The following is an 18,641-nucleotide window of genomic DNA, read 5'->3' as shown; positions in this document are numbered from 1 at the left end:
CAGGAACATTGCGGCTCTTGGCCGGTTCAAACGGACCTGAAAGCAGAGGCCGGCACCAGCGATGTCCCTCGCGCCCGACAGATCGGGGCTGAGCCAGCCCCGATCATGGCCTGGATCACCGGCCGGCCGCTGGCGCTGCTGCGTTGCCCGAACGGCATCGCGGGCGAGACATTCTTCCAGAAGCACGCGTGGAGGGGGCTCAGCCCGCATATCGTCCAGGTGCAGGACCCCAAGGACCCCACGGGCGAGCCGCTGATCGCCATCGAGGATCTGGACGGGCTGATGGGGCTGGTGCAATCGGCCGCGTTGGAGATCCACCCCTGGGGCGCGACCATCGCCGATTGGGAGCACCCGGACATGATCACCATGGACCTCGACCCGGGCGAGGCGGTCGAATGGCCCGCCGTGGTCGCGGCCGCGCGCGAGCTGCGCCAGCGGCTGGAGGACCACGGCCTCGCCGGTTTCGTCAAGACCTCGGGCGGCAAGGGGCTGCATGTCGTCGCGCCCTTGCGGCCGCTGGCGGAATGGCCGGCGGTCAAGAGCTTCACCAAGACGCTGGCCGAGGCCATGGCCGCCGACGATCCGGACCGCTACGTCTCGACCATCGGCAAGGCCCGCCGACGCGGCAGGATCCTGATCGACTATCTGCGCAACCAGCGCGGCGCCACCGCCGTCGCCGCCTATTCCACCCGCGCCCGACCAGGTGCAGCCGTCTCGGCCCCGCTGCGCTGGGAGGAGCTGGACGCCGGCATCGGCCCGGCCTGGTTCACCATACGGAACATGCCGACACGGCTGGCCACGCTGGCCTCGGACCCGTGGGACGGCTTTCGCAGTGCCGCCGCGCCACTCGAGGCGCCGCGCGCCCGGCGCAGGAAGGCCGGCTAGCGCCGTCGGCCCTTGCTTTCCGCGGCGATGCTTTTCTTCAGCGCATCCATGATGTTGATGACATTGCCCGGCGCGGCGGGCTTCTCGGATTTCGGCTTGGCCGCACGCTTGCGCCCCTTGGTTTTGGCGGCGATGATCTCCAAGAGCTTCTCCTGCACCGGATCGGCGACCATGGCCGGGTCCCAGGGCGCGCTGCGCTCGTCGATCAGCCGGGTGACCAGCTTCAGCAGTCCGGCATCGACCTTCCCGTCGCCGATCCGGCCGAAATAATCCGCCTCGGGCCGCACCTCGTCGCCATAGCGCAGGGTCCAGAGCACGATGCCCTTGTCGCGCGGCTCCAGCATCACCGCCCGTTCGCGGCGATAGAGCACCAGCCGCGAGATGCCCACCGTCCCGGTCGAGCCCATGGCGTCGCGGATCACGCAATAGGCTTCCTCGCCGATGGGATCGTCCGGCACCAGGTAATGCGGCTTGTCATACCAGATCCAGCCGATCGAATCCGAGGGCACGAACATCTCGATGTCGATGGTGCGGGCACTTTCCAGCGCCACCGAGGCGATCTCGTCATCCTCCAGGATCACGTGCTCGTCCTCGCCCCTTGGATAGCCCTTGACCTCGTCTTCCTCGGCCACCGGCTTGCCGGTCCCGGCATCGACGTAGCGGCTGACGACGCGGTTACCGGTTTTCGCATTCAGGGTATGGAAGCGAACCTTCTCGCCCTCGCCGGTGGCCGGCATCATCGAAACCGGACAGGTGACCAGCGACAGCTTCAGATAACCCTTCCAGAACGAACGCGGTGCCATCAGGGTTCGGCGCGGATCGGCTCGTCACCGGGGCGCCGGTCGGGCAGGTCCTCCTCCTCTGCCGTGCGCTCGCGGTTGCCGGCATGGTCGTGGTGCTGCTGGTTCTGCACATGCCGGCTGTCGAGACCGCGCTGGCGCCAACGCCGCGCGGTGTCGCGATTGGACAGGACTTCATTCTCGGGCAGGCCCTCGGCCATGTCCGGGGTCATGCCGCCCGAGGCGTCGCCCTTGCCCTGATCCTGCTGCCCTGCCCCGAACTCCTTGCGGCTTGCATGGGCCATGGCACTTTCCTCCTGCATCTCGGATCGTGATGCGGGGTCAACCACGCACGCACCGCAATGTTCCCGGCATGCTGGAGCGTGAAGAGGCGAAACCGCGCGCCAACACCCCCGGCCGTCATAAGCCAGGGAACAGGCGGGAGAGGCTGCCGGCCGCGCTGGCGGGGAACCGGGGCAATCGTCCGGCGTTGGCATCGAAGCCCGCGGCGGCAACAGGAAGGTTGCGGCCGCACCCACCTCGAAAAAGGCAGGAAAGATGGCACCCGATCCCTATCAGTCCGATCTTGGCAATGCCGGCGAAACGCAGCAGCGCGGCGGCGAGACCCTGACCACCAACCACGGCATCCCGTTTTCCGACAATCAGAACAGCCTGCGCGCCGGCCATCGCGGCCCGACGCTGCTGGAAGATTTCCTTCTGCGCGAGAAGATCTTTCATTTCGACCATGAGCGCATCCCGGAACGCATCGTGCATGCCCGCGGCTCGGCCGCGCATGGCCATTTCGAATGCACCGACCCGATCCCCGAACTGACGCGCGCCGGCCTCTTTGCCAAGAAAGGCAAGAAGACACCGGTTTTCGTGCGGTTTTCCACGGTTGCGGGCGGGGCCGGCTCGGTCGATACGCCTCGCGACGTGCGCGGTTTCGCGGTCAAGTTCTATACCGACGAAGGGAACTGGGATCTGGTCGGCAACAACATCCCGGTCTTCTTCATCCAGGACGCGATCAAGTTTCCCGACCTCGTGCATTCGGTCAAGATGGAGGCCGACCGCGGCTATCCGCAGGCTGCCTCGGCCCATGACACGTTCTGGGATTTCGTCTCGCTGATGCCCGAAAGCCTGCATACGGTGATCTGGGCCATGTCCGACCGCGCCATCCCGCGCAGCTATCGGATGATGGAGGGTTTCGGCGTCCATACCTTCAAGCTGGTGAACGCCCGCGGCGAGACGCGTTTCGTCAAGTTCCACTGGCGCCCGCGCCTGGGCATGCAATCGCTGGTCTGGGACGAAAGCGCCAGGATGCAGGGCGCCGACAACGACTATCACCGCCGCGACCTCTACGAGGCGATTGCGGCGGGCGACCATCCCGAATGGGATCTGGGCTTGCAGATCTTCGACCAGGCACTGGCCGACAGCCTGCCCTGGGACGTGCTGGACGCGACCAAGATCATCCCCGAGGAGATCGTGCCGCTGCGGATCGTCGGCCGCCTGGTGCTGGACCGCAACCCCGACAACTTCTTCGCCGAGACCGAGCAGGTCGCCTTCCTGCCCTCCAACATCGTGCCGGGCATCGACTTCAGCGACGACCCGCTGTTGCAGGGCCGGCTGTTTTCCTATCTCGACACGCAGAAATCCCGGCTGGGCACGACGAATTTCCACCAGGTCCCGGTGAATGCGCCGAAATGCCCCTATGCCAACATGATGCGCGACGGGATGATGCAGACCCAGGTGCCGAAGGGCCGCGCCAATTACGAGCCGAACAGCCTCGACCAGGCGGGCGAGGACCCCGGCCCCCGCGCCAGTGCCGAGGGCTTCGCCACCGCGCCGCAGCAGGTCGAGGGCGACAAGCTGCGCATCCGGGCCGAAAGCTTCGGCGACCATTACAGCCAGCCACGGCTTTACTGGCGCTCGATGACGGAAAACGAGCAGGCGCATATCGCCTCGGCCTTCGTCTTCGAACTGTCCAAGGTGGGGCTGGGCCATGTGCGCGCCCGCGTCGTCAGCCATCTGCGCAATATCGACGAGGATCTGGCCAGGCGGGTGGCGGCGGGGCTCGCGATCGACCTGCCCGCGGCCGCGAAACCGTTTCGCGAGCCGATCGATATCGCGCCTTCCGACGCGCTGTCGATCCAGAAGAACTGGCAGAACACGCTCAAGGGACGCAAGGTCGGCATCCTGTTCGCCGAAGGCTCGGACAAGGCGGAACTCGACGGGCTGGCCGCGGCGGTGGAAAAGGCCGGCGGCACGCCCTTCACCATCGCCCCGAGGGTCGGCGGCATTCGGCTGGAGGGCGGCGAGGCCAAGGCCGACGGCCAGCTTGCCGGCTCGCCCTCGGTGCTGTTCGACGCGGTGGCCCTGGTGCTGACCGAGACGGCGGCGCAAAACCTGGCGCGGGACGGGGCGGCGGTCGGCTTCGTCATGGACGCCTTCGCCCATCTCAAGGCCATCGGCCACACGCCGGGCGCGCAGCCGCTGCTGGACCGCGCGGGGATCGAGCCGGACGAGGGCGTCACCGACCTTGCCGCCCTGCCCCGGGCGGCCGCCCGCCGCTACTGGGCGCGCGAGCCGAAGGTCCGCGACCTGGCCTGACCCATGGCCCGCGCCCGTGGGACGGCATGACGGCTGGGCGATGTGTCATGGCGACAAGCGGAGCGGGATCCCATGCTCTGCTTGTCCTGGCAACCTTGCGCCCCGCCGCGCGCTCCGGCGCCGGTTCAGAAAGGCAACATGACCCGTCCTCCGACAGGAAACCGAAATCCCTGTTCATGCGCCTTGCGATGAGCGCAAGCAGCATCGCGACCTGCCGGATCTGCGCATTCCGAAGCGATTTGCATCCAGCGGACCTGCTCCGGCAACCAGCCGCGTGCCGCCTGAAGCCGCAGCAGGACTGCCGGCTCACGCGCCGCCTTCCGGCTCAGATCGGGGAAATCGCCCAGGCCAATCCGGACCCGGCCGCCGGCGCTGCTCAAAATCCGCATGGCGGGCCGTCTTCCGTGTGGAAATATCCTCGGGGGGTGCGGGGGGCGAAGCGCCCCCGCGCGGCGGCGCAAAAGGGAAACCTGGCCGCCGGTCTGAGCCGGGGCCGGGTCATCATGTGGCCGCATCCTCCGGCCACCGGGCTTCGCAATCAGAACCCGCCAGCCCGGCGCGGGTTCCCCCGATCAACATAGATCAAGCCACCAGGCGATAGCCGCCGGATTCGGTGACCAGCAGCCGGGCGTTCGAGGGATCGGGCTCGATCTTCTGGCGCAGGCGGTAGATATGCGTCTCCAGCGTATGCGTGGTCACGCCGGCATTGTAGCCCCAGACCTCGTGCAGAAGCACGTCGCGCGGCACTACCCCGTCCTGGGCGCGATACAGGAATTTCAGGATGTTGGTTTCCTTTTCGGTCAGGCGGATCTTGCGCTCCTTCTGGTCGATCAGCATCTTCATCGCCGGCTTGAACGTATAGGGGCCAAGCTGGAAGATCGCGTCCTCGGACTGCTCATGCGTGCGCAGCTGGGCACGCAGCCGCGCCAGCAGCACCGGGAACTTGAACGGCTTGGTGATGTAGTCGTTCGCGCCCGAATCCAGGCCCAGGATGGTGTCCGCGTCGGTATCGTGGCCGGTCAGCATGACGATGGGGCACTTGACGCCCTGCTTGCGCAGCCGCTTGCACAGTTCGCGCCCGTCCGTGTCGGGCAGGCCCACGTCCAGCACCACCAGGTCGAAGATCGCGCCCTTGGTCCTTTCGACCGCCTCATGGCCCGAGCCCGCCTCGAACACCTCGAAATCCTCGGTGGCGACCAACTGCTCGGCCAGCGCCTCGCGCAGGTCTTCCTCGTCATCGACCAGCAGGATCTTTTTCAGTCCGGCCATTCTTGCCTCCTTTGGCGTTATGGCGGAAAACTGTGGCGCGGCGCGGCAGGCGTCCAGCGGTTTGCAGCAATTCTCACATGGAGTTGTCGGAAATCCGCCCTATGTTTCAGATTGTTTCAACCATGCTGGCCCGATGACCCTGATCCCGACCCTCACCGAGACCCTTTCGCGCGCCCGCGCCGACCTGCGCATGGGCCTGCCCGTGGTCATCGGCGGCCAGCTTGTCGCCGCGGTCGAGACGCTGCGCGCCGACCGGCTGGCATCCATGCGTGCCCTTGGCCCGGCCGTGCTGGCCATCACCGAGCCGCGGGCCGAGACGCTGAAGGCCCGGGTCTACGACCGCGATCTGGCGCGGATCGAGGTGCCGGGCGATGCGGACCTCGCCTGGTTGCGGGCCGTGGCCGATCCGGCGGGCGACCTGATGACGCCGATGAAGGGGCCGTTCCGCAGCCCGCGCGGCGGCGAGGTGGACGCGCATCGCGCCGGCATCGCGCTGGCGAAATCGGCGCAACTCCTGCCCGCCGTGCTGGTGGTGCCCGTGGCCAGCCCGCCCGAGGGGCTGACCCGGCTCTCGCCCGGCCCGGCGCTGGCGCAGATGGCGACCGAGGCGGCGATGGCCCCCGTCGCCGCCGCCCGGCTGCCGCTGCTCGCGGCCGAGAACTCCAAGCTGCACATCTTTCGCCCCGACAATGGCGAGGCCGAGCATTACGCGGTCGAGATCGGCGCCCCCTCGCGCGCGGCGCCGGTGCTGGCGCGGCTGCATTCGGCCTGCTTCACCGGCGACGTGCTGGGCAGCCTGAAATGCGATTGCGGACCGCAATTGCACGCCGCGCTGACCGCCATGGGCCAGGCGGGCGAGGGCGTGCTGCTCTATCTGAACCAGGAGGGGCGCGGCATCGGCCTGGCCAACAAGATGCGCGCCTATGCGCTGCAAAACCAGGGTTTCGACACGGTCGAGGCCAATCACCGGCTGGGTTTCGAGGATGACGAGCGCGATTTCCGCATCGGCGCCGGCATCCTGAAGAAGATGGGCTTCGACGCGGTTCGGCTGATGACCAACAACCCGAAAAAGGTCGCCATGCTGGAGGGCCACGGCATCCGCGTGGCCGAGCGCGTGCCGCTGATCACCCCCAGGAACCGCCACAATACCAGCTATCTGGACGTGAAGGCTTCGAAATCGGGCCATCTGCTGTGAGGCTGCTCTTGACGCCCATGGGGCTGCGGGCCGGGCCGCGGGTCATCCCCTGCGCGGTCGGGCGCGGCGGCATCCGCGCCGACAAGGCCGAGGGCGACGGCGCGACGCCCATCGGCCGGCATCGCATCGTCGGCCTGCTCTACCGCCCCGACCGGGTGGCGCGGCCCAATGGCTGGGCGCGGCCGATCCTGCCGGGCGACCTGTGGTGCGACGCCTCGGGCCACCCGGCCTATAACCATCCGGTGCGCGCGCCTTTCGGCCCCAGCCACGAGGCGATGCGGCGCGCCGATCCGCTTTACGACATCGTGCTGGTGACGGACTGGAACTGGCCGCAGGCCCGGCCCGGCGCGGGGTCCGCCATTTTCCTGCACCAATGGCGCCGGCCGGGATTCCCGACCGCAGGCTGCGTCGCCATGGCGCGGCGCGACTTGGCTTGGCTCGCCTCGGCCGTTACGCCGGGCGATGTGCTGGAGATCCCCGCCCTGCCGCGCTGGCCGGCGCGCAAACCCGCCAGCCAGCACGGCAAGGACTGAGGCGTCACAGCGCCGTATAGCCGCCATCCACCAGGTGATAGCTGCCGGTGATAAAGCTCGCGCGGTCCGAAAGCAGGAAGACGACGAGGCCCGCAACCTCATCCGCCCGGCCCAGCCGGCCGATGGGATGGCGGGCCACCAGCGCCTGCTTGACCTCCTGATCCAGCTGGTCGAGCAGCGGCGTGTCGATGAAGGCCGGGCCGACCGAGTTCACCCGGATGCCCTGCGCCGCATATTCCAGCGCCGCGTTCTTGGTCATGCCGACCACGGCATGCTTGGCCGAGACATAGGCCCCGGCCCCGTTGAACCCGACCGAGCCGAGGATCGAGGCCATGTTCACGATCGCCCCGCCGCCGGCTTCCAGCATGGCCGGGATGCCGTAGCGCATGCCGTAGAAGACGGCGTTCAGGTTGACGTCGATGACCTTTTGCCAGCCGTCCAGCGGGTATTCCCCGACCGGGGCGCTGGGGCCGCCGATGCCGGCATTGTTCACCAGCAGATGCAGCCCGCCCAGCCCCTTGGCAACCTCGACGGCCTTGCGCACCGCATCGGGGTCGGAGACGTCGCCCGCCACGGCCTCGGCCCTGCCGCCCGCTGCGACGATCCTGTCGGCGGTGGCGCGGGCGGTCGCTTCATGCAGGTCGGCGGCCACCACCGTGGCGCCCGAGGCCCCGAGTTCCAGCGCGATCGCCTCGCCCAGCCCCGAGCCGGCGCCGGTCACCAGGGCGATCTTGTTGTCGAAACGAATGTCCATGCGGTTCTCCTGCGCGGTTTTCGGGCAAGCATAGCACCCGCAAGGAACCAGTCCCTGCGACCAATCGTATCAATGCAGCCGCCCCGGCCGGGGTTCCCCGTTCACAGCGGCCCGGTCTGCCACAGCCGGATCTTCAGCCCGCCATGGGCGACATAGGTCCCCGGCTCGCGAAAGGGCAGGCCCGTGGCGCGGGCCAGCGGCGCCTCGCTGGTGACCAGCCCGACGCGCCAGCCCCGGAACCGCTCGCGCAGCACCTCGCCCATGGCGGCATGCAGGCCGAAAAGCGGTCCCTTGTTGCCGATGCGGGCGCCATAGGGCGGGTTGACGATGACCAGGCCCGGCGGCCCTTCGGGGCGCTGAAGCTCGCCGATGGCGCGATTCTCGAAACTGGTCCAGCCGTCCAGCCCGGCGCGGGCGGCATTCTCGCGGCTCATGCGGATCGCGCCGGGGTCGCGGTCGCTGCCGTGGTAACGAGGCTGCGCCGGAACGGGCGGAACCGGCGCGCTGCGCATCGCCTGCCATGCCTGCGCGTCATGGCCCGGCAGCTGTTCAAAGGCGAAACGCCGCAGCCGTCCGGGGCGCAGGCCCGCCGCGATCTCGGCCGCCTCGATGACGAAAGTGCCCGAGCCGCACATCGGGTCCAGCACCGGCTCGCGCCCGTCGAAACCGCATTGGCGCAGGAACATCGCCGCCATGGTCTCGCGCATCGGCGCCTTGCCGACCGCCTGCTTGTGGCCGCGCCGGTGCAGCGACTCGCCCGAGGTGTCCAGACTGATGGTGCAAAGGTCGTCCTCGATGCGGATCTTCAGCGTGACGGGTGCATCCTCGGCGATGGGGGCGCCCAGCGTGTCGCGGATGGCCGCCTCGATGCGCTGGGTGATGGCGCCGGCGTGGTAGATGCGGGACTTGCGGCTGCTCGCCTCGATGCGGACCGGCACGTCGGGGCGCAGCCAATCGGCCCAGGGAAAGCGGCGGGCGCGCTTGTCGAGCTGCGCCGGATGCAGGGCGCGAAAGGCGCCGATGCGGGCCAGCACGCGCGTCGCGCCGCGGATTTCCAGGTTGGCCCGCCAGACATCCGGCCAGCCGCCGGTGAAGGTCACCCCGCCCGGCTGGACCTGCGCGTCCCAGCCGAGCGCGCGGGCCTCCTCGGCCAGCGGTTCCTCCAGCCCCGGGGTGGCGACCAGGAAGATCTCCATCCGCGCCGGATCGGCGGCAAGCGGCGCCGGTTCGGGCTGCGGCCGGGGCGCGATGGGGGCGGCGGGGGTCTTGGCGGGACGTGTCTTGGGGGCGCGGGGCTTCATCGGGTTCCGGCTGGCAAAAAAGGCCCCGCATCATGCGCCGCGGCGCGGGCGAAGGCAATCCGCGCTTATTGTCGCCGGAATGGCGTCAGTATTCCCCGATTGACGCCATTTCAAGCCATGCGCTTCGCGCCTATCTTGGCTGCAACAAGATCAAGGAGAGCATGATGGCCACGAGTGACGCCCCCATCCAGATCGGCCGGGTGGCCCTGATCGTCAACGACCTGGGCCGGGTCGGGGATTTCTATCGCTCCGTCATCGGGCTGGAGCGGATCTCCGGCAATGGCGAGGAAATGGTGCTGGGCGCCGGCGGCAAGCCGCTGCTGGAGCTGCGCCACGACAAGGCCGCCCGACCGCGCCCGCAAGAGGCGGGGCTGTTTCACACCGCCTTTCTTCTGCCGGATCGCCAGGCCCTGGGGCGCTGGCTGCGTTTCGTCGCCGATCAGGGCATCAGGCTCGACGGCGCCTCGGACCATCTGGTCAGCGAGGCGATCTATCTGCGCGACCCCGAGGGCAACGGCATCGAGATCTATGCCGACCGCCCGCGCGAAGCCTGGCAGCATGACGGCAGCGAGGTGCGGATGGATACCATCGCGCTGGACCTGGCCGACCTCATGGCGGCGGCCGACGGCGATTGGACCGGCGCGCCCGCGGAAAGCGTGGTGGGGCATGTCCACCTTCAGGTCGGCGATGTGGCCGCGGCCGAGGATTTCTGCATGAACCGGCTGGGCATGGAGCGCATGGCGCATCGCTTCGGCGCCAGTTTCTTCGCCACCGGAGGGTATCACCATCACCTGGCGGGCAATGTCTGGAACAGCCGCGGCGCCGGGCCGCGCAGCGCCGATTCGGCCGGGCTGGCCGAGGTGGTGCTGGCCGCCGATCCCGATCGGTTGCAGGCGCTTGGAGCGGCGGAGCTGCGCGATCCCTGGGACACGGTCTTCCGCGTCGAGCCCAAGGGCTGAGCCGGAATGGGGGCTCTGCCCCCGCGCCTCTCCGGCCCTTCGACGGGCCGGAGAGGCGCTCCCCCGGGATATTTCTCCACGAAAGAAGCTCAGACCGGGCGCCAGAGCCTGTTCCGGCGGGTGAAGCGCAGATATTCCGGAGCGCGGAAACCCGGCTCGGTCATCGGCGCGACATGGCGTTCGACCAGCAGGTCGGTGCCGGCGAACTCCAGCACGGCGAATTCGTTCTGGCGGTCGCCGGGGCGGGCGCAAAGGGCGGTTCCGGCCTGTACTTGCAGGATCGGCCGCCCCTGTTCGCCCAGGAAGGCGCCGATCGACCACAGGTGCAGGTGGCCGCTGAGCACCAGCTGCACCTCCTCGGCCTCGAAACGGGTCAGGGCCGGGCCTGCGCCCTGCATCAGCGCCTTGTCCACCTGCGGGCGCTGCTGCATCGGGTGATGCAGCGCGACGATGTTGATGCAGGCCGGGTCGAGCCCCGCGATCACCCGCGCCACCTGCACCGGCGTGATGATGCCGCGCTGCCAGGCCATCGGATCGACGCTGTTCACGCCCTGCACCCGCAGATTGCCGACATGGCCGACCGGTTCCAGATTCCCCGCGATGGCGCGGCGCCAGCGGCGATAGGGGCGCATCATCCGGTCCGCCAGCTTGTAGAGCGGGATGTCGTGATTGCCGGGCACCGCCAGCAGCGGCGCCTCGATCCGGCGCAGGAAGGCCGCGGCCTGCGCGAATTGCGCCGAGCGGCCGCGATGGGTCAGGTCGCCCGTCACCACCACCAGATCGGCGCGCGCGGCATTGATCCTGTCGAGCAGCGGCTCGACCAGCGGCTCGCGTTCCAGCCCGAAATGCAGGTCCGAGAGGTGCAGGATGCGCGTCATCCGGCATCCCGCCCGCCGCTTTCGGCCGGGACCAGCACGTTCAGCGCGCCCCGGCGCACGCGGATGCGAAAGGGCGAATCCATCCAGGTCTTCTCGCCGTCATGGGCGACATATTCGTGGCGCGGCACGGTCTCGAGCTCGAATTCATCGGCACAGATCAGGTCGAAATCGGCATAGCGCGCCGTCTTGCCCAGGGCCAGCCGCAGCGCCGAGCGCACCAGCGGCCCCGGCCGCTTCGCCCGCGCCAGCAGCAGCGCCATCTGGCCGCGCCGCACGCAATCGGCCCCTTCCAGCCCGAAGGTGTCGAGCTGGAAGGCGCTTTTCGCCACGAAGGCCAGTGCGGTGGTGAAGCGCCGTTCCTCGCCATTCGCGCGCACCGTCAGATGCAGCGGCCGGCGCAGCGTCCATAGCGCCGCCACCGCCGACCAATAGGCCGCCAGCCGCGAGCGGCCCCAGCGGCGATAAATGCTTTCGCGGCGCCGCAGGATCTCGGGATAGGCGCCGAAGCTGACATTGTTCAGGAAGATCATGCCGTTCATCTCGCCGACATGGACGCGGCGGATGCGGGGCGCGTCGAAGATCTTCAGCGCCGCCTCGACCGTCTCACCCGAGCCGAGGTCGCGGGCGAAATAGTTGAAGGTGCCGCCGGGGATCACCGCCATCGCCGCAGGCGTGCCGGCGACCGCGCCGGCGACGGCCGCCTGGGTGCCGTCGCCGCCAGCCGCGACGATCAGGTCGAACCCCTCGGCCACCGCCGCGCGGGCCATGGCGGGCAGGTCGGCGCCCCGGCCGGTGCCGCGGACCTCAAGCGCGGCCACTCGGCCTTCCAGCGCGGCGCGCAACTGGCCGGCGATATCCTCGCCCGCCTCGCGCCCCGAGCCCATGTTCACGATGGCGCAGATCCGCGCCTTGGCCAGATCGAAATCGGGGCTTTCGGCCGGATCGCCTTGGCTGGTCATCTCGTCGTCTTTCCGCATTGCCACGCCTCGCAACCCCCTCGGCCGGCCCCGGGTTCCGGCCCCGTGCCGGGCCGTGGCTGCGACAATTCGCCGGCGGGAAATAATCCTGATCTTTTTACTTGCCTTTCCGGGAGTGCTTTGACAGATTGCGCCCGGGAAGCTGAGGGGCGGGATTTCCAGACACCCACCCGACCGGCCGCACCCCTTGGGGATCGCGGCGGTCCGCCACCCGAGACATCAGTTGCCTAACCCTGCGCAGGAGAGCTCTGCCCCGGATATCTGATCGCAGCATCATCCATGCCTGCGCAACCCGCGCCATGTTCATCGTCGCGGGCCGCCACCGGGATCGGGGACGAAATTTCTTTGAAAAACGAGATGCATCATGAACATCCGCCTGTCCGAGGCGCCGAAGAACACGGCGTCGCCTGTGCCTGATCCGGTTCTGTTCGGTTTCGACGGCCCTTCGGGGCGTATCCTGGGCCGAGGCCCCGCGCGGCAGATCGCCCCCGGAAATGCCGCGACGCTGGAGACGCGGGTGGCGGCGGCCCTTGCCGCGGCCGCGCCGGGCGAGATGATCGGCGGCGCCCTGCCCTTCGACCGCGAGGACGAGGACTGCCTGTGGCAATGCCGGCGCAGCGAGGCGCCCGCACCGACCGGCATCGCGCCGCAGGGCCTGCCGCTGCCGGGCTGGCGCCTGGCGGCCGAGCCCGCCGCGGGCGATTATGCCGGCGCCGTGGCGCGCGCGCTTGGCATCATGGCCGAAGAGGCGGGCAGCCGGAATGCGCTGGAAAAAATCGTGCTGGCGCGCACGCTGCTGGTCGAATCCACCGCGCCGATTCCGGTCGAGGCGCTGATGGCGCGGCTGCGCGCCGACCGCAGCGTGACTGCCTTTCGCGTGGCGCTGCCCACCGGGCCGAACCATCCGCAGGGCCGCGCGCTGTGCGGCGCCACGCCCGAACTGCTGGTCGAGAAACAGGGCCGGCGCATCGCCTCGCATCCGCTGGCGGGCTCGGCACGCCGGCTGGCCGATCCGGTCACCGACCGCGCCGCCGCCGAGGCGCTGTCCGGCTCGGCCAAGGACCACCGCGAGCATGCGCTGGTGGTCGAGTCGATCCTGGACACGCTGGCGCCCTATTGCCGCGAGCTGGGCTGCCCCGAGGGCACCTGCATCACCTCGACCCGCAGCATGTGGCATCTGGGCACGCGGATCGAGGGCCGGCTGAAGGACGAGGGCACGCCCTCGGTCGTGCTGGCCTCGGCGCTGCATCCGACGCCAGCGGTCTGCGGCGTGCCGATGGCGCGGGCGGCGGGCTTCATCAAGGCCCTTGAACCCCTGGCGCGGGATTTCTATGCCGGCGCGGTCGGCTGGTGCGACGCAAGCGGCGACGGCGCCTGGCATGTCGCCATCCGCTGCGCCGAGATCAGCGGCCGGCAGGCGCGGCTATACGCGGGCGCGGGGATCGTCCCCGGCTCGGACCCGATGGCCGAGGCCGCCGAGACCGGCGCCAAGTTCGGCGCGCTTCTGGCCGCCCTGGGCCTGCCGCAGGACGCGGCGCTTCAGGGCGTGCCCTGCAACGGAGAGACCTGATGGCCCTGCCCGGCATCGCCCCATACGCCCCCCCGACCGAGGCCGAGCTGCCCGAGGCCCGCGGCCCCTGGCAGCCCCGGCGCGACCGTCTGGCGCTGCTGGTCCATGACATGCAGCGCTATTTCTGCCGCATCTATCCCGAAGGTGCGCCGCTGGCGCCGGTGGTCGGCAATATCGCGCGGCTGATCCATGCGGCGCGGGCGGCGGGCGTGCCGGTCTTCTATACCGCGCAGAAGGGCAACCAGTTCCGCCCGGATCGCGGGCTTCAGGCCGATCTCTGGGGGCCGGGGATGAGCGCCACCCCCGAACATGAGGAGATCCTGCCCGAACTGGCCCCGGCGACGGGCGACATCGTGCTGGTCAAGCACCGCTACAGCGCCTTCCAGCGGTCGAACCTGGAACATCTGATGCGCGCGCGCGGCCGCGACCAGCTGATGATCTGCGGCGTCTATGCCCATATCGGCTGCCTCGCCACCGCCGTCGAGGCGTTCCAGCGCGACATCGAGGCCTTTGCCGTGGCCGATGCGCAGGCCGATTTCTCGCGCGAGAAGCAGGACATGGCCATGGAATGGATCGCCGCCACTTGCGGCGTGCCGCTGTCCACCCGGCAGGCGCTGAACGCGCTGGAAGCGCAAGAGGTGAAGTCATGCGCCTGACCGGATTCGAGGGCCGGACCGCCATCGTCACCGGCGCGGCCGGCGGCATCGGCCGGGCCGTGGTCGCCGCGCTGCTGGACGCCGGCGCGAAGGTCGTCGCCAGCGATACCGAATCGGCGCTGGCCGCGAACCCGGTCGCGGGCGCCGAGAACCGGGCGCTGGACGTGCGCGACGGCGATGCCGTCGAGGCCCTGGTGACCGAAGTCGAGGCCGCGCATGGCCCGCTGGCGCTTGGCGTCCATGCGGCCGGCGTGCTGGCCATCGGGCCGCTGCTGGATCTCACGCCCGAGGAATGGGAGCGGGTGATCGGCGTGAACGCCCGCGGCACCTTCCATGTCACCCGCGCCTTTGGCCGGGCCATGGTGCGGAACGGCGGCGGCGCCATCGTCGCGGTCAGCTCGAACGCGGCGGGGATTCCGCGCACGAACATGGGCGTCTATGCCGCGTCCAAGGCGGCGGCGACCATGCTGGTCCGCTGCCTGGGACTAGAACTGGCGGCGCAAGGCGTGCGCTGCAACATCGTGGCGCCGGGCTCGACCCTGACGCCCATGCAGACCGGTATGTGGACCGAGGACGGCGGCGCCGGCGAGCGCGCGGTGATCGAGGGCAGCCTGGAAGCCTATCGCACCGGCATCCCGCTGAAGAAGCTGGCGACGCCCGAGGACATCGCCGGCGCGGTGATGTTCATGCTGTCGGACCAGGCGGGCCATGTCACCATGGCCGACCTTTACGTCGACGGCGGCGCGACCCTGCGCGCCTGACCCGCTTCACGGCCGGCCCGTCACGGCCGGCCGGTCATTCACATCCGGGACGCGATCAGCGCCCACCAATTGTCCAGCGTCGGCTCGCGGGCCAGCTCCTCGAAGCTGGCCTCGATGCCCATCTGCTTCAGTTCGGACGAAAAGGTCATCACCGCGATCGAATCGAGCCCGTAAAGGACGAGGTTCTCGCCCGGCTCGATCTCGCATTCGTCCTCGATCATCTTCTGCACGCGGGCGGCCAGCCATTCGGGGCTGAGATCGGTCTTTTCGGCAATATCCATCATTGGTCCTTTCAGGCGGTTTCGGCCACGAGGCTGTCGCGCAGGCGGCGCTTGTCGATCTTGCCCACCGCGGTCAGCGGCAGTTCGGGCAGGAAGCGGAAACGGTCAGGCAGCTTGTATTCGGCCACGCCCAGCTCCAGCAGGTGCCGGCGCAACGCCGGCGGGGAGAGCTTGCCCGCCCCCTCGCGCAGCACCAGGAAGGCACAGCTTTTCTCGCCCAGATGCGCGTCGGGCGCGGCGACCAGCGCGGCATGGGTGATGTCGGGATGGCGGACCAGCAGGTTCTCGATTTCCTCGGCGGCGATCTTTTCGCCGCCCCGGTTGATCTGGTCCTTGATGCGGCCGACGACGCGCAGGTTGCCGCCCTGCCACACCACCACGTCGCCCGAGTGATAGAAGCCCTCGGCATCGAAGGCTTTTTCATTGTGCTCGGGGCTGCGGTAATAGCCGCGGAAGGTATAGGGGCCGCGGGTCGCCAGCGCGCCCGGCGTGCCGTCGGGAACAGGATTGCCGTCCTCGTCCAGGATGCGCACCTCGTCGTCGGGGCTGATCGGTCGGCCCTGGGTGGTGAAGATCACCTCGGGCGGATCGTCCAGCCGGGTGTAGTTCACCAGCCCCTCGGCCATGCCGAAGACCTGCTGCAAGCGGCAGCCCAGCAGGTCGGGGACGCGGCGCGCGGTCGCCTCGGCGAAGCTGGCGCCGCCGACCAGCATCAGCTCCAGGCTGTCCAGCATGGCGCGGCGGGCGGAATCCTCCTCGACCGCGCGCAGCCACAGCGCCACGGCGGGCGGCACCAGCGGCACCATGGTGATCCGCTCGCGCGCGACGATCTGGAAACAGGTCAGCGGCTCGGGGCTGGGGGCCATGACCACCGTGCCGCCGGCATGGAACACCCCCAGCGTGCCCGGCGAACTCATGGTGAAGTTGTGCCCCGCCGGCAATGCGCAAAGAAAGCGCGTGGCCGAGGTCACGCCGCTGATCTCGACGCTGGCGCGGATGCTGTAGTCGTAGTCGTTATGGGTGCGCGGGATCAGCTTAGGCGTGCCGGTGCTGCCGCCCGACAGCTGGAAAAAGGCGACCTGATCGGCCGGGGTCGGCCCCGCGCCCTCGGGCAGGTCGCCGCCAGGGGTCAGCCAATGCTCCAGGCTGCGCTCGGGCTCGTCCTCGCCCAGCAGCAACAGATGCGCGACGCCGCCGGCCCGCAGTTCCTCGGCAAAGGCGTCGTCGCGGAACAGCTCGTGCTGGCGCGAGGCGATGACCACCCGCGGCGCGATCTGGCGGACATATTCGGTCAGCTCCAGCCGGCGATGGCTGAACAGCGCGTTGACCGGCACCACGCCGATTCGCAGCAGCGCGAAGAAGGCGACGAAGAACTCGGCCACATTAGGCAACTGCACCACCGCCGTATCGCCATGGCCCAGCCCCTGCTGCGCCAGGCGGGCGGCCAGGTTGCGCGACAGCCGGTCCAGATCGGCATAGCTGAAGCGCCGGTCGCCGCAGACCAGCGCCTCGGCCTCGGGATTGGCGGCCAGCTGCGCGTCCAGGATATGGGTCAGCGGCTGGTCGATCCAGTAGCCGGCCTCTCGATAGCGTTGCGCGAGATCCTGAGGCCAGGGACTGAATTCGATCATGGGACACCTGCTTTTGGACGGCTATTCCGGCTGGCAACAACCCGCACAAGGCACCTGCGGCACCTTGACGGGCGTCAATAGTTGAGTATTTTTATCCCGCTTTCTCTCTCGAAGCAAGCCAGCCGCCGCCCCCGGGTTGCAACCAAGCCAGCACTCTCTCGTTCAGATCGCCAAACTCCCGCATGGGAGAGGATTTCATGACGCATCATCACGCCGAGGGGCTGTGGCTGCCCCTGACGCTGGCCCAGCTGGATTTCTGGGAAGAGTTCCGGTTCCATCCCGGCGAGGCGGTCTCGACCGTCGCCCATGCCATCGAATTGCGCGGGGTCGCGGATCCCGGGGCGCTGGCCCGCGCCATAACGGCCACCATCGCCGAGACCGACATCATGGCGCTGCGCTTCAGCCTGGGTGCCGATGGCCGGCCGGTGCAGCGGGTCGATCCCGCGCGCCGCCCCGCGCTGCGCCATCTCGACCTGTCGGACCGCACCGATGCGCGCGAGCATGCCTTTGCGCTGATGCAGGCCGATGTGGACGCGGCGCTGGACCTGCTGGACCAGCCCATCGCGGCGCAATGGCTGATCCGGCTGGCCGAGGGGCATTGCCTGTGGTTCAACCGCGGCCATCACATCGCGCTGGACGGCTATGCCATGGGCCTGATCGAACGGCGCTGCGCCCAGCTTTACGCCGCTCTGGCCGAGGGCGCGGATCCGGGCCAGCCGCTGCGCCCGCTGGCCGATTATCTGAACGAGGAGACCGACTATCGCGCCAGCCCGCGCCACGCCGCCGATGGGCGGCATTGGGCCGAGGTGCTGGCCGCCGAGCCGCGCCCCAAGGTGCTGCGCAAGGGGTCCGAGGACTATCCCGCGGAGGCGCTTTGCGCCGCGCATGACCTGTCGGCGCTGCGCCCCGCGCTGATGCGGCAGGCGCAGGAGGTCGGCATGGGCTGGCCGGACCTGCTGACGGTGCTTTGCGCCGCCTGGGCGGCGCTGCATCTGCGCGACGGCTCGGCCGAGCGGCTGGCCGAGGACCGGGGCCGCATCGCCATGCCGGTCTGGCTGCCCTATATGAGCCGCATGGGCAGCGTCGCCGTCTCGGTCCCGGCGCTGGTGGTGAACATTCTGCCGCTGGACGTGACCCTGCACCCGGACGAACCGCTGGCCGGGGCGCTGGACCGGCTGGGCGCGCGGCTGCGCAAGCTGCGCCGCCATGGCCGCTATCGCATCGAGCAGATCGCCGAGGATTACGGCATGGAGCCGCGCAGCCGCTTCTTCTTCTCGCCGCTGATCAACGTGCTGCCCTTTGACGAGGCGCGCTTCGCCGGCTGCGAGACCGCGCGGCATGTGCTGTCGAACGGGCCGGGCGACGGGTTCAACATCACCATTCGCGGCGATGGCGAGGCGCAGGGGCTGGAGCTGCTGGTCGAGGCCGATCCGACCCTGACTCCGCCCGAGGATTTCACCCGGCTGTCCGGGGGCCTGCCGCGCTTTCTTTCGGCAGCGCTGGCGCCCGAGAGCCTGTCGCGCCCGCTGGCGGGCCTGCCGGGCTGACACGCCCTTGCCCGCCCCCTTTGCCCGGGCGCAGACTGCGCCGGACGGGAGGGGACGG

General features: G+C 69.4%; 19 protein-coding genes. 9 read left to right on the top strand and 10 right to left on the bottom strand.

All coding sequences use genetic code 11. The annotated features are described in order from the left end of the window. The first annotated feature begins 105 nt into the window (after window positions 1–105). The gene (gene ligD, locus AQY21_RS12750) at window positions 106–885 is read left to right on the top strand and encodes a non-homologous end-joining DNA ligase (RefSeq protein ID WP_058098024.1); all 780 of its coding nucleotides are present in this window, start codon (window positions 106–108) and stop codon (window positions 883–885) included. Here ligD and AQY21_RS12745 read toward each other — a convergent pair. Beyond that, window positions 882–1,688, bottom strand: coding sequence for a Ku protein (locus AQY21_RS12745; protein ID WP_058098023.1), 807 nt, complete (start codon window positions 1,686–1,688; stop codon window positions 882–884). The genes ligD and AQY21_RS12745 overlap by 4 nt on opposite strands. Next, window positions 1,688–1,969 carry a hypothetical protein gene (locus AQY21_RS12740; protein ID WP_065169927.1) on the bottom strand — a complete coding sequence of 94 codons (282 nt, stop codon included), beginning with the start codon at window positions 1,967–1,969 and terminating at the stop codon, window positions 1,688–1,690. Before AQY21_RS12740 ends, AQY21_RS12745 begins: the two co-directional genes overlap by 1 nt. 253 nt (window positions 1,970–2,222) lie before the next feature. On the opposite strand from AQY21_RS12740, the gene AQY21_RS12735 reads away from it, so the two are divergent. Beyond that, a complete protein-coding gene (locus tag AQY21_RS12735) occupies window positions 2,223–4,271 on the top strand; it encodes a catalase (protein WP_058098022.1) in 2,049 nt (682 codons plus the stop codon). A 125-nt stretch (window positions 4,272–4,396) separates the two neighbouring features. Here AQY21_RS12735 and AQY21_RS28645 read toward each other — a convergent pair whose 3' ends face one another. Beyond that, complete coding sequence (locus tag AQY21_RS28645; protein WP_152988214.1) at window positions 4,397–4,660, bottom strand: DUF4102 domain-containing protein; 264 nt, start codon at window positions 4,658–4,660, stop codon at window positions 4,397–4,399. Window positions 4,661–4,853: 193 nt separating this feature from the next. Next, on the bottom strand, window positions 4,854–5,540 hold the full coding sequence (locus AQY21_RS12730) for a response regulator transcription factor (protein WP_058098021.1): 687 nt from the start codon (window positions 5,538–5,540) through the stop codon (window positions 4,854–4,856). Window positions 5,541–5,673: 133 nt separating this feature from the next. Between AQY21_RS12730 and ribA the strand changes: the two genes are divergently transcribed. Beyond that, window positions 5,674–6,735: a GTP cyclohydrolase II gene (gene ribA / locus AQY21_RS12725; RefSeq protein WP_058098020.1), complete on the top strand. Its 1,062-nt coding sequence runs from the start codon at window positions 5,674–5,676 to the stop codon at window positions 6,733–6,735. Further along, window positions 6,732–7,268, top strand: coding sequence for a L,D-transpeptidase (locus AQY21_RS12720; RefSeq protein WP_238986768.1), 537 nt, complete (start codon window positions 6,732–6,734; stop codon window positions 7,266–7,268). Before ribA ends, AQY21_RS12720 begins: the two co-directional genes overlap by 4 nt. Window positions 7,269–7,272: 4 nt before the next feature. Here AQY21_RS12720 and AQY21_RS12715 read toward each other — a convergent pair whose 3' ends face one another. Beyond that, window positions 7,273–8,022 carry an SDR family NAD(P)-dependent oxidoreductase gene (locus AQY21_RS12715; RefSeq protein ID WP_058098019.1) on the bottom strand — a complete coding sequence of 250 codons (750 nt, stop codon included), beginning with the start codon at window positions 8,020–8,022 and terminating at the stop codon, window positions 7,273–7,275. Window positions 8,023–8,123: 101 nt separating this feature from the next. Then, entirely contained in the window at window positions 8,124–9,323 is a 1,200-nt protein-coding gene (locus AQY21_RS12710) for a class I SAM-dependent RNA methyltransferase (protein ID WP_238986767.1), read from the bottom strand. A 164-nt stretch (window positions 9,324–9,487) separates the two neighbouring features. Between AQY21_RS12710 and AQY21_RS12705 the strand changes: the two genes are divergently transcribed. After that, on the top strand, window positions 9,488–10,282 hold the full coding sequence (locus AQY21_RS12705; RefSeq protein WP_058098062.1) for a VOC family protein: 795 nt from the start codon (window positions 9,488–9,490) through the stop codon (window positions 10,280–10,282). Between the two features lie 89 nt (window positions 10,283–10,371). On the opposite strand, the gene AQY21_RS12700 is transcribed toward AQY21_RS12705, so the two are convergent. Both AQY21_RS12700 and AQY21_RS12695 read right to left on the bottom strand, forming a co-directional pair. Continuing rightward, entirely contained in the window at window positions 10,372–11,160 is a 789-nt protein-coding gene (locus AQY21_RS12700) for a metallophosphoesterase (protein WP_058098018.1), read from the bottom strand. Further along, window positions 11,157–12,137, bottom strand: coding sequence for a diacylglycerol kinase family protein (locus AQY21_RS12695; RefSeq protein WP_058098017.1), 981 nt, complete (start codon window positions 12,135–12,137; stop codon window positions 11,157–11,159). Before AQY21_RS12695 ends, AQY21_RS12700 begins: the two co-directional genes overlap by 4 nt. A gap of 364 nt (window positions 12,138–12,501) precedes the next feature. On the opposite strand from AQY21_RS12695, the gene AQY21_RS12690 reads away from it, so the two are divergent. From AQY21_RS12690 to AQY21_RS12680, 3 genes are read left to right on the top strand one after another with little or no spacing between them, the layout of a single operon-like run. After that, a complete protein-coding gene (locus tag AQY21_RS12690; RefSeq protein WP_058098016.1) occupies window positions 12,502–13,707 on the top strand; it encodes an isochorismate synthase MenF in 1,206 nt (401 codons plus the stop codon). Then, on the top strand, window positions 13,707–14,363 hold the full coding sequence (locus tag AQY21_RS12685) for an isochorismatase family protein (RefSeq protein ID WP_058098015.1): 657 nt from the start codon (window positions 13,707–13,709) through the stop codon (window positions 14,361–14,363). The genes AQY21_RS12690 and AQY21_RS12685 overlap by 1 nt, the downstream gene beginning before the upstream one ends. Beyond that, window positions 14,354–15,124 (top strand): SDR family oxidoreductase, encoded by a 771-nt coding sequence (locus AQY21_RS12680; protein WP_058098014.1) that lies wholly within the window; start codon window positions 14,354–14,356, stop codon window positions 15,122–15,124. The genes AQY21_RS12685 and AQY21_RS12680 overlap by 10 nt, the downstream gene beginning before the upstream one ends. Before the next feature lie 38 nt (window positions 15,125–15,162). Here the strand turns inward: AQY21_RS12680 and AQY21_RS12675 are convergent, their stop codons facing one another. After that, window positions 15,163–15,405: a phosphopantetheine-binding protein gene (locus AQY21_RS12675; protein ID WP_238986766.1), complete on the bottom strand. Its 243-nt coding sequence runs from the start codon at window positions 15,403–15,405 to the stop codon at window positions 15,163–15,165. 11 nt (window positions 15,406–15,416) lie between these two features. After that, window positions 15,417–17,036 carry a (2,3-dihydroxybenzoyl)adenylate synthase gene (locus AQY21_RS12670; RefSeq protein WP_058098012.1) on the bottom strand — a complete coding sequence of 540 codons (1,620 nt, stop codon included), beginning with the start codon at window positions 17,034–17,036 and terminating at the stop codon, window positions 15,417–15,419. Between the two features lie 197 nt (window positions 17,037–17,233). On the opposite strand from AQY21_RS12670, the gene AQY21_RS12665 reads away from it, so the two are divergent. Beyond that, entirely contained in the window at window positions 17,234–18,583 is a 1,350-nt protein-coding gene (locus tag AQY21_RS12665; RefSeq protein ID WP_058098011.1) for a condensation domain-containing protein, read from the top strand. The last annotated feature ends 58 nt before the right edge of the window (window positions 18,584–18,641 follow it).

The organism is Paracoccus sp. MKU1 (assembly GCF_001447385.1).
Lineage (GTDB): Bacteria > Pseudomonadota > Alphaproteobacteria > Rhodobacterales > Rhodobacteraceae > Paracoccus.
Note: the sequence above shows the minus strand (reverse complement) of the source record. Positions and strands in the feature narration are given on the sequence as shown.